The following is a 13,808-nucleotide window of genomic DNA, read 5'->3' on the forward strand; positions in this document are numbered from 1 at the left end:
TTGCTATATGTGCTGGTTATGCTGCTCTCGTGCTCAGCACGGTCAGCTGGGTTGAAGCGCGGGCTTTGGATGTTATTTTTCCTTTTTACCGCTGGCGCACGCGCACATTTTCAGCAGCCCAGTTTCACCACCTGCGCCAACTTCTGGCTCTGGTGGCAATGCTGTACTCACTGGGCGCGGCAGTGACTGTGGGCACCGCAGCGGGCCGCCACGAGCTTCACCACTTGCGCTGCGAAAGCCGCCACGCCTGGCGCCAACTGCGCCAAGGCTTGCAGCTAAGCATCATGGAACGCCGCTGGGCCGGGGGCCTGTTTCTGGCCCTCACTGCCCTGCGGCTGTATTTCAGCCTTACCAATCCGGAATACGATGACGCGGTTTCCTACGAGGTTTTTGTGAACAAGGGCCTGTTTGCGACCAGCGCTTATTACCCCATTCCCAACAACCACGTTTTCTCGAACACCATCAGCTGGCTGTTTTACCAACTTAATCCGGGGTTCTGGTGGAGCATGCGGCTGCCGGTACTGCTCATCAGCACGGTGGCTACCGTGGGCTGGTTTGCCGTGCTGCAGCTGCGGCTGGGGTTTCGGGCGGCCGTGGTGGCCACGGCGGGGTTTGGCTGGCTACAGCTCAGCTTGTACCACGCAGGCGTCGGGCGGGGATACTGGTTGGTTATCGGGCTGGCGGGCGTGGTATTCTACGCCGTTGTGCGCTTGGGTGAGGGCACGACCCGGCCGCGCGCCGCCTGGTTGGCGCTGGCCGTGGCCAGCATCGTGGGCGGCTACACCGTGCCCACGTTTGCCTATGTGCTGGCTTCGGCTTTTACGTGGCTGGCGTTGTGTTCCATCCGCCAGAGCAGCTGGCGGCAGCTGGCGGGCGTAGCTTTGGTGGGAGCCGTAACGGGCGTCGGAATTTTGCTGCTGTACATACCCTTGTTGCTGGTGTCGGGCTTTGATAAGTTCGTAGGCAACGGCTATGTGGCCCCGCTGGAACCGGCGGTTTTCTGGGCGGGCTTTCCGGCTTACATCTGGCACAACGAAGGCTTTCTGGCGGGGCAGCGCACGCTGGGCGCCCTCATCACGCTGCCGGTGCTGGGGCTGGTGGTTTGGCTGTTGTTTCGGGCTCGCAAAGGCCAGCTGCCCACTGAGCAGGCGTCTCGCCTGCACCGGATGGGCCTGCCCGCGCTGTGGTTTATGGCACTACCCTACATTGCCATTGCCTTCCAGCACGTGTTCCCGCCCGAGCGGGTGATGCTGTACAAAGCCTGCTTCTTTTTCATGCTCCTGGGTTTGGTAGTTGATTGGGTCCTCCTGCGCTGGCCTGCGCGGCGTCCCTTGCGCCGCGCTCTGGCCACGCTGGCCATTCTCTTTGCTGCCTACGAGACCTATGCCGTGGTAAGGGTAAACCCGGCGGCGCGCAGCACCAATGGTTCCTATCACGCGGGCTTGCAATGGCTGGCCACCCAGGCTCCCGGCCCAGTGCTCATACCCGAGCCCACCCACAATCTTTTCTTTCGATTTTACGCCCACTCGGAAGAGCGCCAGCGCCCGTGGCATTTCGACAATCTGCAGCAGCCCGGCATTCGCTACCGCTACGTGGTAGCTTTCCCCCAAGACCGCGGCTTTTTCAAGCCCCGGTTTCCGTTCGCGCCGGCCTACCACAATGCCCAAGTCGACATCTATGTGGTACCAGCAAATTTCCCCCTCCAAGCCAACGCCTGGCGGCACGATTAGGCACTTACCGCTAGCCCCGCGCCACCAGCGCAATACCGGCCACAATGAGCACCAACCCGCCCAGTTGAGCCGGCGTAATTGTTTCGCGCAACAGGCCGAGTCCCAACAACGCCGTTAGCAGCACCGAGCCGCCCACAATAACGGGCGTACCCACCGACGAATTAACGCCCCGCTGAAACACCACAAAGGTCAGAATTTCGGCCAGCCCCACTCCTAGCCCGGCCAGCGCCGCCAGTCCCAGCCCGCGCGGGCTGAGGGGCAGCGGCGCTCCTTGCAGCTTCAATCGCAGCAGCCAGACGGCTCCCAGAGCTGCGGCCACCAGCTGAAGTACTACCGCCCCCACCGCCGGCGGCAGGTGGTTGGAAGCCAGCTTGATGAACAAGTTGTAAAGCGCCAGGCAAAAAGCGGTGAGTAGGGCAAGCGGCAGCCAGTTCATGCGCGGCGGATTTTAAACCAGTTTGTAATTGCGATACTCACCAATGCGGTAACCGGAGGCCCGTTCCAGCCAGTGCTTGAACCGGTCCTTGAGGCGGTAGCGGTTACGGGTCATGTCGTGGTCGTACTGCCAGTTTTGCTGCCGGATGCGCGCCGCCAGCACGGCCGGGTGCCTGCCCGTGAAGCGCTGCAGGGAATCAACCTGGCTGTAGTCGAACTCGGCGGCGGGCACCACGTTCTGGGCAACCCAGTCGTCGGAATGCCACAGCTTATTGAAAGTCTCCTGCTTGCGCTGCATGGCGGCAGGCGTTTTCACCCAGCCGTAGTGGTGCACGGTGGCCTCGAGCAGCTTCACCCGCAGCTTCTGGTTTTCGGGCTTGCGGAAGCCCTGCGCGTCGCGGTACGAATACACGCCAATGCCGGGCCGCACAATGCGAATTTCGCGCCGGTACCAGCGGTAGGAGTCGCCCACGTAATCGTAAGAGCCATAAAAGTGGCGGTAGTTCAGCAACAGGCCGTCCACCGTTTTGTCGTTTTTCCAGCGCTCCATACCGGCCCGAATGGCCGGATAATCGGCTTCGTGCAGCACTTCGTCGGCCTGCAGGTAAATGGCCCAGTCGGCATCGGCGGGCACCGCGGCCAAGGCCTTGTCGGTTTCCACGGCCAGCACCCGACCGCCCTCGCGCAGGGTGTCGTCCCACACGGTTTCGATGATGCGAATTTTGGGCGAATTGACGCCTTGAATTAACCCCAAAGTGTCGTCCTCGGAGTTGCCCACGGCCACGACTACTTCGTCACACAGCGGCAGCAATGAGTTGATGCTCTCGATTGCTGGATAATCGAATTTAATGGCATTGCGGACGAAGGTGAAGCCAACTACTTTCATAAGAGCCTGTTGTGGTTACATGCCATTTATTTAGCAGTATTCCATTTGTAATACCGACGAGGAAAACCCTGCTTTTCGGCCCGTGTTTGCAGTAGGTGCTTCAGACCGTAACCATATACCACAAACGTTAGAACTAGGAAGAATTCCGGCAACAGCTTTTGCCAATTTGCATTGCCAACGACTGAAATTCGAAGACAAACAACAGCTAATAGAAGCCAAAGTGCCAACGCTAAAAAAGCCATTACAGGAGCCATTCCACTTACTAAGCTGGTATGAGTTCCGAGCAAGGCCAACATCAACGCCAGCGCTGTAACTACCCCAGCAAGCAACACTCTCACCGCAGCTTCTCCTTCAGTATCTCCATTTCCACCGCCGGCGAAATCCGTTCATACAGCACGTTGAAAGCCGCCTCGGTAATGGGCATGTTCACCTTGAGCTTCTTGTTCAGCTCGTGAATGGACTTCACGGCGTAGTAGCCCTCGGCAATCATATTCATTTCCAGCTGCGCCGATTTCACGGTGTAGCCGCGGCCCACCATGCTGCCGAAGGTACGGTTGCGCGAAAACTGCGAATAGGCCGTCACCAGCAAGTCGCCCAGGTAGGCCGAGGCCGATAGGTCGCGCGGCTGCGGGTTGATGGCTTGCAGGAAGCGGCGTATTTCCTGCACGGCGTTGCTCACCAGCACGGCCAGAAAGTTGTCGCCGTAGCCCAGGCCGTGGGCGATGCCGCCGGTGAGGGCAATGATGTTTTTCATCACGGCGCAGTACTCAATCCCGTCGAGGTCGGCGGCCGGGTGGGCGCTCACGAAGCGGTTGCGCAGCAGCTCGCAAAACTCCAGCGCCAGCCCCGCGTCGGGCGAGCCGATGGTGAGGTAGCTCTGCTTTTCCAGGGCCACTTCCTCGGCGTGGCAGGGCCCGGCAATAACGCCTAGCTGGTGCCGTCCCAGCCGGAACCGCTCGGCCACGTAGTCCGTCACGAGCTGGTTTTTGCCCGGAATCATGCCCTTGATGGCCGACACCACGCGCTTGTGCTTCAGGGAATCGCGGTCCAGCTTATCCAGCACGGGCTGCACGAAGGCGGCGGGCACGGCCAGCACCAGCCAGTCGGCTTCCTCAATGGCGTCCTCCAGGTCGGTGGTAGGGTACACGCGGTTCAAATCGAATTGCACCGCTGAGAGGTAGCGCGGGTTGTGGCGGGTGCGCAGCAGGTGCTGCACGTCGTCCTTGGCGCGCAGCCACCAGTCGACCCGGGCACCGTTTTCGCTGAGGATTTTGGTGAGGGCGGTGGCCCAGGAGCCGCCGCCGAGCATGGCAATTTTTTCCAAGAGGACAGAGTTGGGATGGGATGTCGCCCGCAAAGAAAGCACGAACGTCCTGCCGCGCGGCGCGCAGCAGGACGTTCGGGGCCTTTCGGCTGGTTGGCGCATCCTTATTTCTCTTCCTCGGCGCCTTCTTTCAGGGCTTCCTTGTTCAGGCTCTTTTCGTCTTTGATATCAACCACGGCTTTGTCTTTAAGCGTTTTGGCCACGGCCCGGAACGGCCCGCTTACCACTTGCTCGCCGGCCTGCACGCCGCTCAGGATTTCAATGTTCTGAAAGTCGCTGATGCCCGTTTTCACCGGCGTCATCATTGCCTTGCCATCGCGCACCACAAACACCACTTCCTGAATCTGCGCCTTGGGCGCCGCCGGCTTGTTGTCCACCACGGTCACTTTGCCCTTGCCGCCTTCGTCTTCCTTGGCCGCGTTCTTGAGGTCGGTCGAGTCGGAGCGCGTGGTCACGGCGGCCAGCGGCACGCTCAGCACGCCGTTTTTGCGGTCGGTGATGATGTCGACCGAAGCTGTCATGCCCGGGCGGAAGGGCACGATGGTTTGGCCGCGCACTGTGCGCACGAGGTGCTTATAGCTCTCGGGCAGCAGCCGAATGCGCACCTCAAACTCGGTCACGGCCTCGGCCGTGAGGGCATCCTTGGCCGTATTGGCAATGTTGGTGACGAGGCCGCGGAACTTCTCGTCCTTGCTGCTGTAGGCGTCAACTTCCACTTCCACCGAGTCGCCGAGGTTCACGTTGTTCACGTCGTTTTCGTTCACGTTCACGCGCACCTCCATGTTGTTGAGGTTGGCAATGCGCATGATTTCAGTGCCGGCCATCTGGGTGGTGCCCACCACGCGCTCGCCCTTCTTCACGTTCAGTTTGCTGATGGTGCCGCTCACCGGAGCGTAGATGGTGGTTTTGTTGAGGTTTTTGCGGGCTTCTTCCAGCGATGCAGAGGCGGCGCTCACAGTGCTCTGTGAGGCCCGAATCTGCTGGCGGGCGCTGTTGATTTCTTCCTGCGAAGCATTGTAAGCAGCTTGGCTGGCCTCGTAGTCGGCCTGCGAAATCACCTTCTGCTTGTAGAGCGAAGCGTTGCGGCGATAGGTCAGCTCCGTCTGCTTGGCCGAGGCCAGCAGCTGCTGCAGGCGCGCTTGGGCTTGGCCCACATTGGCGCGCTGGGTGCCCACTTGGGCGCTCTGCATGTTCACCTGGGCCTGATAGTTGTCGGGCCGAATGCGGAGCAGCAGCTGCCCCTTGCGCACGGAGTCGCCCTCCTGCACGTACAGTTCAGTGATTTCACCCGATACGTCGGGCGAGATTTTCACTTCGGTCTCTGGCTGCACTTTGCCCGAAGCACTTACCTTCTCCACAATACTGGCCGGGCCGGCCTTGGCCACCAGCACTTCCACGCCAATGGGTTTGCCCACCCAGCCTTTTTTCTTCGCCACGCTGTAGCCTACCAGCAGCACCAGCACCAAGCCCAGCAAAATATACAGTAAACGGTTGTTTTTCATGAAAAAGTAATCAGTATTGAGTAGTCAGTATTCAGACTTTATTTGCACAAGCGTCGGTACTGGCCGTTGGCAATCAGAATTCACGTCTGATTACCGAATACCCAATACCGACTACCAAAAAAATTACAGCGCCAGCGGCTTGCCCTGGTAAAAGTCGAGCACCTTGCGGCGGAAAATGTAGCTGTACTTGGCCTGAATGCGGTTCGACTCGGCAAACGTTAGGTTGTTCTTGGCGATGTTGAACTCGGTGCCGTTCAGCAAGCCGTTGTTGAAACGGATTTCCGAGTTGCGCTGCGTGAGCGTGAGGGCCGTTACCTGCCGTTTGGCTGCCGCGTACTGCAGCTGGGCCGCGCGGGCATCGGCGTAGGCCTGCTCGATGCTCTGGCGCAGGGTGAGGCGGGCCTGCTCGGCGCGCACGTTCTGGGCCTGCTCGTTGATGATGGCGCGCTGCACGCTGGTGCGCACCTGCAAGCCATTAAAAATGGGGACGTTGAGCGAAAACTGGATTTGCTGGCCCAGGTTCTGGTTCAGCTGGTCCCAGAAGCCCTGCGGCAAGTTGATGATGTTGCGCTGGTAAGTCGTCACGGTCAGCGGGGTTTGTACGCCGCCGTTGTTCACAAAAAACGTGCTGCGGCGGGCCGTCGAGTCGTTGCCTATCTGCGTGACGGTGCGCACCGACGAGTAGCCCGAGAACACCTGCCCCGTCAGGGCCAGGCGCGGGTAGTAGCCGCCGCGGGCCAGGTCGGTGCCGCGGCGCGCGCTTTGCACCCGCAGCTCGGCCGCCCGGATTTCGGGCAGCCGGCCCGCCGCCGTTTGGTAGGTTTGGTTCAAATCCAGCGCAAAGGCGCCTTCCTCGTCGGGGTCGGGCAGTTGAGGCACGGCCACGGCAAAGCCGGCCGCGTTGGCCGGGTCGATGTTCATAAGCTGCAGCAGCGACAGCCGGGCCAAATCCGCCTGGTTCTGTGCAGTCACCACGTTCAGCTCATCCGTGGCCAGCTGCGACTGGCTATCCAGGAGCGTGCTTTCCGGAATGCTGCCGGCCTTGAGCAGAATTTTGGTGCGGGCAATCTGCTCCTGGTCGCTGGCTACGCGGGTTTGGTTGGCGCGCACCAGCTCCTGGGCCAGCACCAGCTGCAAAAACGCGGACGCCACGTTCAGGCTCAGGTCGTTGCGGGCCTTTTCGATGTCGGCCAGGCTGGCTTTGTAGTCCAGGTCGTTGCGCTTGATGGTGTTGCGCAGCTGAAATCCCTGAAACAGTGTGACCTGCGCCACGCCCGCAAAATTGTTGGCCCGCACCGTCTGGCTTTGAAACTCAAACGTGAGCGGGTTCACGCTCGTGCCGTACTGCCAGTTCTGCGAGCCGCTCAGGTTCGCCGATGGCAACAGCGCGGCGCGGCTCTGGCGCAAAATCTGCTGGTTGTTTTGGGCCTGCAACTCGCTCAGGCGCACATTCAGGTTGTGGGCCAGGGCGTAGTCTACAGCTGCCTGCAGGGTCCAGGGGCCAGAGGGCAGCGCCTGGGCCGTGCCGCTAGCGGCTGCGGCGGGCGGCGAGCCCGGCACGGCCGGGGTTTGGGCCAGGGCGGGCGGGGCCAGCGCCAGCGCGCCCGCCAGGCCGGCCAGCAGCCGTCGCTTGAGCAAAGCGGAGGGGGTAGTCCGTTGTTTCATCTTGCAGAAAAGTAGGGTCTTGGAAGTGGCAGTAGCGGGAATAATAACGTTATCGGCAATGCGCAAATTTTATTACTGAACGGCCTTATTCCAACGTGGGAATGTAGGTGATGTGCTGCACCCAGCTCAGCTGGCGCAGGTAGGCCAGGGTGATTTCTTTGATGGGGCTGTCCATCTCGATGAACTGCCGGGCCGCGTCGTTGCGGCCCTTGCGGCTCACAAACATGGTGGCGATGTTGCACTGGTCGTGGGCAATGACCGAAGCAATGAAGGCAATGGAGCCCGGCACGTCGTCGGCGTCGATGATGAGCGTGTGCAACGACCCCGAGAAGTCAGCCGGAAACCCGTCGACTTCCACAATGCGGATGACGCCCCCGCCCCGGCTCTGCCCCACTACTTCTACCCGGCGCCCGGTGGCCCCGTCCAGCAGATTCAGCTTGATGGTGTTGGGGTGCATGGTCGAAGCATTGCCTACGCCCTGAAAGGTGTACTGCAAGCCCGCCTCGGCCGCGTGGTCGAACGCCGTACGGATGCGGGTGTCGTCGGGCGCATAGCCCAGCAGGCCGGCCACGATGGCGCGGTCGGAGCCGTGGCCCTCGTAGGTGCGGGCAAACGAATTGTAGAACGTGATGACCGCCTCGGTGGGCACGGCGCCCAGAATGCGGATGGCCGCGCGGGCAATGCGCACCACGCCGGCGGTGTGCGAGGAGCTTGGTCCAATCATCACGGGACCAATCATATCAAAAATGCTGGATTTCTCGGCCATGCGCGAATGCTCCCGTCTATGGTTGCGGGGTTAAAAGTAGCGGACGAAGGCTGAATCTGAACGGGTCAGGCGGCGGCGGGCCGCTACGGTTCTGGTATTGCAAGGGGCAGAGACGCGGCGGAAGCCCCACAGTTGCAAATTGTTCGGCACGCCGCGCAATGGCGGGTATTGGAACCTCAGTATTTTGACGATATTTGCCGGCGCCGCCACCCACGGCTTTTCCCACCTCATCCCCCTCTTCCCTACTATGTCCGCCCCACCCACCCCGGACGAATTTTCTCCGGCTGTGCTGGCGCAGTTGCGCCGGCTTCAGGAAAAATACGTTCCCGACGGCCAGGACCTGGCCGCTTACCTTGAAGGTCTCTACCACGCCAAGTACATCAATTACTGGGATTATATCGAGTTAGACACTTTACTCTCCCTCCAACGCCCGCTCACCAACCTGCCCGACGAGCGGATTTTCATCATGTACCACCAGATTTCGGAGCTGTATTTCAAGCTCTGCCTCTGCGAGTACGAGCAAATTGGCGACCTGCAAACGCCGACCCTCGGCGAAGTGGTGCTACGCTTGGGCCGCATCAACCGCTACTTCGAAAACCTCATTGATTCGTTCGACGTGATGGTCGACGGCATGGACAAGCAGCAGTTCCTCGATTTCCGCATGGCCCTCATGCCGGCGTCGGGCTTTCAGTCGGTGCAATACCGCATGATTGAAATTGCCAGCACCGCCTTAGAAAACCTCACCGACCAGGTGAAGCGCCAGACCCTGGGCGAGGCCTCGGCCCACGATTTCGACCAACTACTGGGCTGCATTTACTGGAAAGCCGGCGCCACCATCGAAGCCAGCGGCGCCAAAGCCCTCACCCTCATCGAGTTCGAACGCAAGTACACGGCCGACCTCGTGCGCCACGCCGCCGCCTTCCACGACCGCAACGTGTGGGCCGTGGTGCAGCGCCTGCCCGAGGCCGAGCGCAACCACCCGCGCCTGGTGCGGGCCCTGCGCCAGCTCGACGTGAGCGTGAACGTGAACTGGCCCCTGATGCACTTCAAATCGGCGGTGCGCTACCTGCAGCGCAACCCCGTGGACGTGGCCGCCACCGGCGGCACCAACTGGCGCAACTACCTGCCGCCCAAGTTTCAGCGGCGCATTTTCTACCCCCAGCTCTGGAGCGCCCAGGAGCTCGAAGACTGGGGCAAGGGCTGGGTCGAAAGCGTGCTGGAAGAAGGCGTGGGCGTATAAAAAAGAGTGAGGACTTATGAAGTATTTGACGGCGTAGGTCGTCCATACCTATAAGTCCTCACTCTTTTTATAAGCCATGATAAGCCTGCCCCTCACCGGCGTCATCGACCGCCGCCTGCTGCTTAATTTTCGGGCCGACGTAGCGGCTGTCAACGCCTTGCTGCCGGCCCCATTTAGAGCGCAGGTAGTCGAGGGGCACGCCATCGTCGGCATTTGCCTGATACGGCTCAAGCACGAGCGCATTAAAGGCCTGCCGCCGCTGCTCGGCCTGACGTCGGAGAATGGCGCGCACCGCTTTGCGGTGGAATGGGAAGCTGGGGGGCAACGGCAGACAGGCGTATTTATTCCGCGGCGTGATACTTCCTCGCGGCTGAATTATTTCTTTGGCAATCAATTTCTGGGCATTCACCACCACAGCACGTTTCAGGTAGCTGAAGGCGGGGGAAAATACGCCGTTGCCTTTCAAAGCCCAGACCATACGTATTTGGAGGTAGAAGCCAAAGAAACCACAGCCTGGCCGGACACAAGCTTGTTTTCCAGCTTAGATGAAGCATCAAACTTTTTCCGGCTGGGGTCGGCCGGCTACTCGCCCCAAGCGACGGGCTGCGGCTTTGATGGCGTAGCGCTGAGTACGAATGACTGGCAGGTAGCACCAGTGGCCGTGGAACGGATTTCCTCCAGCTACTTTGCCAACGAGGAACTGTTTCCCGCCGGCTCCGTGGAATTTGATAATGCCTTGCTCATGCGGGGCACCAAACACGAATGGCAGCGCCTGCCATCGCTTTAACCCCGCTTTTCTCAAAGAAAGCGAAGCCGGCCGGCAACTAAAACCTGCCGCCGGGGCGTACATGCGGTAAGCTGCCCTTCTGCGCACTAAAACCCGTCATGACCGAAGAAGAACAAAGAATAATCGATACCTCGCTCGAACAGGCTCGCAAGCTGCACGACAACGTGCGCCAGATGTGGGACGGCGACACGCTGGCTACCTTTTACTACGGCGTTATTTCGGGCGCCATTGCCCGTAGCGGACCCGAAGTGGCCAAGGCCCTCACCGCCATGCTTACCGAGGTGTACGCCAACACGGCCAAGTCGCATGTCGACCTGGGCAAGCTGGCCAACGGCTTTGCCAACGGCAGCACCAGTGCGTCCACCGACGCCGGTGGGCCGTTGGCTTAAGCCAGCTAATTGTCGTTCAAGTGCCCTTTTTCGGCCTTGGTTTCGCTCATGCGCCAGTACACCAGCAAAGAAATGAGGGCGCAAGCTGTGACGTACCAGTAAAACCATTCCTCTACCTGCTGCTCTTTGGCGAACAAGGCCACGTACTCGGCGGTGCCCCCGAATATGGCCACCGTGAGGGCAAACGGCAGGCCCACGCCCAGCGCCCGGATTTCGGTGGGGAAAAGCTCGGCCTTCACTACCGCGTTGATGGATGTGTAGCCGCTCACCACAAACAACGCGGCCACCAGCAAGCCAGCGGCCAGCCAGGCGTCGTGCGTCTGGGCCAGCGCGCGCAGCACCGGCACCGTGCCCAGGGTGGCCCCAATACCGAACATGAGCAACACCGGCCGCCGGCCAATTTTATCGGAGATAGCGCCCAGCAGGGGTTGGAAGAACAGCGCCACCGTCATCACCCCAAAGGATATAACCGTTGCAGTTTCCTTGCTGAACCCGGAGGTATTGACCAGGAATTTCTGGGCGTAGGTGGTGAACGTATAGAAAGCCAGCGTACCGCCCAGCGTCAGCCCGACCACGGTTAGCACGGCTTTCGGGTATTGCAACAAGGTCTTTAGTTGACTCGGCCTGCTGCTTGCTGCGGCGGCTTCACCTTGCGCATGTCTTTGCTGCGCGAAGGCGGCCGTTTCGCCCATGTGGGTGCGCAGAAACAGTGCGCCCATGGCCGCCAAAGCGCCAATCACAAAGGGAATGCGCCAGCCCCACTCGCCCAGCTGTGCGGGCGTCAGCAGTTGCTGCAGCGCGAGCAGGACAACCAAGGCCAGCAGCTGCCCGCCCATTAGGGTCAGGTATTGAAAGCTGGACCAGAAGCCGCGGTGCCTCGCGCCGGCCATTTCACTCAAGTAGGTGGCAGAAGTGCCGTATTCGCCGCCCACGCTGAGGCCCTGCACTAGGCGAGCCAGTAGCAGCAGCGCCGGCGCCGCCACCCCAATGGTGGCGTAGCCCGGCGCCACGGCAATGAGCAGCGAGCCGCTGGCCATCAGGCGTACCGACAGCAGCAACGCGGCGCGGCGGCCGTGGCGGTCGGCGTAGGCCCCCAGCAGCCAGGCCCCCAGCGGACGCATCAAAAAACCAACGGCGAAGATGGCCGCGGTGTTGAGGAGCTTGGCGGTGTCATCGCCGCTGGGGAAAAAAATGGGTGCGAAATAAAGGGCAAACCCCGAATAAGCGTACCAGTCGTACCATTCAACCAGGTTGCCAATGGAGCCGCTCACGATGGAGCGAAGGCGAGAAGTGGGAGCAGCGGGAGCAGTCATGCAGCAAATAAAGAAGCTAAGGCATCAGTACTATTGAACGGCTCGGTTCTACGCTGGTCTAGCAGGAACTGTCGTCATTGTTCTGCGCTTGTTTGTTTTCGCTACCTGCCTAGGCGGCACCATTGGGAGCTTCTTAACTTTGTTTGACTTTTTGTAATGATTTCTTTACTGAAGGATAGCCACCTTTCATATTACACAAATGAATAAAGAAGATTTAGAGATTTTCCTGGCCCCTGAAGTAGCATTCGATGAGTTCGAGCGTTACGAGGCAATTTTGCGACAAGCCGGCATACCCCCGGGAAAAGCTGATTATGTGCACATACAGCGCCGCTCCATAGATGCCCGCGGCCGTCAACCACTGATTCGCTTACGCGCTAGCATTTACACAAAAGGCACACCAAAAGAATTGCTTGGCCCGTGGTTTGTTTATCCAAATGTTAACAACCAAAAGCGCCCAGTTTTGATAATAGGTGCTGGACCTGCGGGGCTTTTTGCCGCGCTTCGTTGCATCGAGCTTGGTTTGAAACCCATCGTGCTGGAACGGGGCTTTGACGTGCGCGCCCGTCGCCGTGACTTGGCCGCTATTAACAAAGAGCAAACCGTTAACCCTGATTCAAACTATTGCTTCGGGGAAGGCGGCGCGGGCACATATTCCGACGGCAAGCTTTACACCCGCGCCACCAAGCGCGGCGACGTGGGGCGCGTGCTGCGGCGGCTGGTGCAGCACGGCGCCACCCCCGACATCCTGGTGGACGCCCACCCCCACATCGGTACCAACAAGCTGCCGGCGGTGGTGCAGGCCCTGCGCGAAGCCATCATCGAGGCCGGCGGCGAGGTACGGTTCGACACGCGCGTGACGGATTTGATAATTGAACAGAACCGGCTGCGCGGCGTGGTCACGGCGGCGGGCGAAACCGTGGAGGCCGACGCCACCATTCTGGCCACCGGCCATTCGGCCCGGGATATTTACGAGCTGCTCGACCGCCGGGGCGTGCTCATAGAGGCCAAGCCGTTTGCGATGGGTGTGCGGGTGGAGCACCCGCAGGCGTTGATTGACCAGGCCCAGTACCGCCGCACGGAGCGCGGCTTGCTGCCCGCGGCCTCGTATTCGCTGGTGCACCAAACCGAAGTGCAGGGCCGGCAGCGGGGCGTGTTTTCGTTTTGCATGTGCCCGGGCGGATTCATTGTGCCGGCGGCCACGGCACCCGGTGAGGTGGTGGTGAACGGCATGAGCCCGAGCCGGCGCGACTCGCGCTTTGCCAACTCCGGCATTGTGGCCGCCGTGGAGCTGGAAGACCTGGACGTGCGCCAGCACGGGGCGCTGGCCGGCCTGCGCTTCCAGCAGGCGCTGGAGCAGCGGGCTTGCCTGGCGGCCGGAGGCACCCAACAGGCCCCCGCCCAATTGCTCGGCGACTTTTTAAAAAACAAAGTTTCCAGCCAATTGCTGGAAACTTCCTACCAGCCCGGCCTGGTGTCGGTGCGCATGGACGAGGTGCTGGGCCCGGTGCTCGCCGAACGGCTGCGCCAGGGCTTCCGCGATTTTGGCCGAAAAATTCCGGGTTATGCCACCAACGCGGCCCAGATTGTGGGCGTCGAAAGCCGCACGTCTGCGCCGGTGCGCATCCCGCGCGACAGGGAAACCCTGCAGCATCCGGTAGTGGCAGGGCTGTTTCCGTGCGGCGAGGGCGCGGGCTACGCCGGCGGCATCGTGTCGGCGGCCATGGACGGCGAGCGGTGCGCCGAAGCGGTTTTGGCCGTTTTGTCGTAGAAG

General features: G+C 60.8%; 12 protein-coding genes. 5 read left to right on the plus strand and 7 right to left on the minus strand.

Annotated features, from left to right (window positions below; all coding sequences use genetic code 11):
* Positions 1 to 158: 158 nt before the first annotated feature.
* Complete coding sequence (locus MTP16_RS17800; RefSeq protein ID WP_243512419.1) at positions 159 to 1,730, plus strand: hypothetical protein; 1,572 nt, start codon at positions 159 to 161, stop codon at positions 1,728 to 1,730.
* 10 nt (positions 1,731 to 1,740) lie between these two features.
* On the opposite strand, the gene MTP16_RS17805 is transcribed toward MTP16_RS17800, so the two are convergent.
* From MTP16_RS17805 to sdaAB, 6 genes are all read right to left on the minus strand, one after another.
* Positions 1,741 to 2,166: an EamA family transporter gene (locus MTP16_RS17805; protein ID WP_243512423.1), complete on the minus strand. Its 426-nt coding sequence runs from the start codon at positions 2,164 to 2,166 to the stop codon at positions 1,741 to 1,743.
* 12 nt (positions 2,167 to 2,178) lie between these two features.
* Positions 2,179 to 3,051, minus strand: coding sequence for a glycosyltransferase family protein (locus MTP16_RS17810; RefSeq protein WP_243512425.1), 873 nt, complete (start codon positions 3,049 to 3,051; stop codon positions 2,179 to 2,181).
* Positions 3,052 to 3,385: 334 nt separating this feature from the next.
* Complete coding sequence (locus MTP16_RS17815; RefSeq protein ID WP_243512427.1) at positions 3,386 to 4,375, minus strand: NAD(P)H-dependent glycerol-3-phosphate dehydrogenase; 990 nt, start codon at positions 4,373 to 4,375, stop codon at positions 3,386 to 3,388.
* Positions 4,376 to 4,479: 104 nt separating this feature from the next.
* Positions 4,480 to 5,877 (minus strand): efflux RND transporter periplasmic adaptor subunit, encoded by a 1,398-nt coding sequence (locus MTP16_RS17820; RefSeq protein WP_243512429.1) that lies wholly within the window; start codon positions 5,875 to 5,877, stop codon positions 4,480 to 4,482.
* A gap of 123 nt (positions 5,878 to 6,000) precedes the next feature.
* The gene (locus tag MTP16_RS17825; RefSeq protein ID WP_243512431.1) at positions 6,001 to 7,542 is read right to left on the minus strand and encodes a TolC family protein; all 1,542 of its coding nucleotides are present in this window, start codon (positions 7,540 to 7,542) and stop codon (positions 6,001 to 6,003) included.
* A gap of 85 nt (positions 7,543 to 7,627) precedes the next feature.
* A complete protein-coding gene (gene sdaAB, locus MTP16_RS17830) occupies positions 7,628 to 8,308 on the minus strand; it encodes an L-serine ammonia-lyase, iron-sulfur-dependent subunit beta (protein ID WP_243512432.1) in 681 nt (226 codons plus the stop codon).
* A 247-nt stretch (positions 8,309 to 8,555) separates the two neighbouring features.
* On the opposite strand from sdaAB, the gene MTP16_RS17835 reads away from it, so the two are divergent.
* The 3 genes from MTP16_RS17835 (at position 8,556) to MTP16_RS17845 (ending at position 10,724) form a co-directional block, all read left to right on the plus strand.
* Positions 8,556 to 9,548 carry a tryptophan 2,3-dioxygenase family protein gene (locus MTP16_RS17835; protein ID WP_243512435.1) on the plus strand — a complete coding sequence of 331 codons (993 nt, stop codon included), beginning with the start codon at positions 8,556 to 8,558 and terminating at the stop codon, positions 9,546 to 9,548.
* A 76-nt stretch (positions 9,549 to 9,624) separates the two neighbouring features.
* Positions 9,625 to 10,335 carry a DUF2071 domain-containing protein gene (locus MTP16_RS17840; RefSeq protein ID WP_243512439.1) on the plus strand — a complete coding sequence of 237 codons (711 nt, stop codon included), beginning with the start codon at positions 9,625 to 9,627 and terminating at the stop codon, positions 10,333 to 10,335.
* A gap of 98 nt (positions 10,336 to 10,433) precedes the next feature.
* Positions 10,434 to 10,724 carry a hypothetical protein gene (locus MTP16_RS17845; protein WP_243512440.1) on the plus strand — a complete coding sequence of 97 codons (291 nt, stop codon included), beginning with the start codon at positions 10,434 to 10,436 and terminating at the stop codon, positions 10,722 to 10,724.
* A gap of 5 nt (positions 10,725 to 10,729) precedes the next feature.
* Here MTP16_RS17845 and MTP16_RS17850 read toward each other — a convergent pair whose 3' ends face one another.
* Positions 10,730 to 12,037, minus strand: a complete 1,308-nt coding sequence (locus MTP16_RS17850; protein ID WP_243512442.1) for an MFS transporter — start codon at positions 12,035 to 12,037, stop codon at positions 10,730 to 10,732.
* 199 nt (positions 12,038 to 12,236) lie between these two features.
* Between MTP16_RS17850 and MTP16_RS17855 the strand changes: the two genes are divergently transcribed.
* Positions 12,237 to 13,805, plus strand: coding sequence for an NAD(P)/FAD-dependent oxidoreductase (locus MTP16_RS17855; RefSeq protein ID WP_243512444.1), 1,569 nt, complete (start codon positions 12,237 to 12,239; stop codon positions 13,803 to 13,805).
* The last annotated feature ends 3 nt before the right edge of the window (positions 13,806 to 13,808 follow it).

It is taken from the genome of Hymenobacter monticola, assembly GCF_022811645.1.
GTDB classification, from domain to species: Bacteria; Bacteroidota; Bacteroidia; order Cytophagales; family Hymenobacteraceae; genus Hymenobacter; species Hymenobacter monticola.

Excerpts from the sequence above, each read along its gene's own strand:
- MTP16_RS17800 (WP_243512419.1), top strand. The coding sequence starts at position 159 with ATGCTGTACTCACTGGGCGCGGCAGTGACTGTGGGCACCGCAGCGGGC.
- MTP16_RS17805 (WP_243512423.1), bottom strand. The coding sequence starts at position 2,166 with ATGAACTGGCTGCCGCTTGCCCTACTCACCGCTTTTTGCCTGGCGCTT.
- MTP16_RS17810 (WP_243512425.1), bottom strand. The coding sequence starts at position 3,051 with ATGAAAGTAGTTGGCTTCACCTTCGTCCGCAATGCCATTAAATTCGAT.
- MTP16_RS17820 (WP_243512429.1), bottom strand. The coding sequence starts at position 5,877 with ATGAAAAACAACCGTTTACTGTATATTTTGCTGGGCTTGGTGCTGGTG.
- MTP16_RS17825 (WP_243512431.1), bottom strand. The coding sequence starts at position 7,542 with ATGAAACAACGGACTACCCCCTCCGCTTTGCTCAAGCGACGGCTGCTG.
- sdaAB (WP_243512432.1), bottom strand. The coding sequence starts at position 8,308 with ATGGCCGAGAAATCCAGCATTTTTGATATGATTGGTCCCGTGATGATT.
- MTP16_RS17835 (WP_243512435.1), top strand. The coding sequence starts at position 8,556 with ATGTCCGCCCCACCCACCCCGGACGAATTTTCTCCGGCTGTGCTGGCG.
- MTP16_RS17840 (WP_243512439.1), top strand. The coding sequence starts at position 9,625 with ATGATAAGCCTGCCCCTCACCGGCGTCATCGACCGCCGCCTGCTGCTT.
- MTP16_RS17845 (WP_243512440.1), top strand. The coding sequence starts at position 10,434 with ATGACCGAAGAAGAACAAAGAATAATCGATACCTCGCTCGAACAGGCT.
- MTP16_RS17850 (WP_243512442.1), bottom strand. The coding sequence starts at position 12,037 with ATGACTGCTCCCGCTGCTCCCACTTCTCGCCTTCGCTCCATCGTGAGC.
- MTP16_RS17855 (WP_243512444.1), top strand. The coding sequence starts at position 12,237 with ATGAATAAAGAAGATTTAGAGATTTTCCTGGCCCCTGAAGTAGCATTC.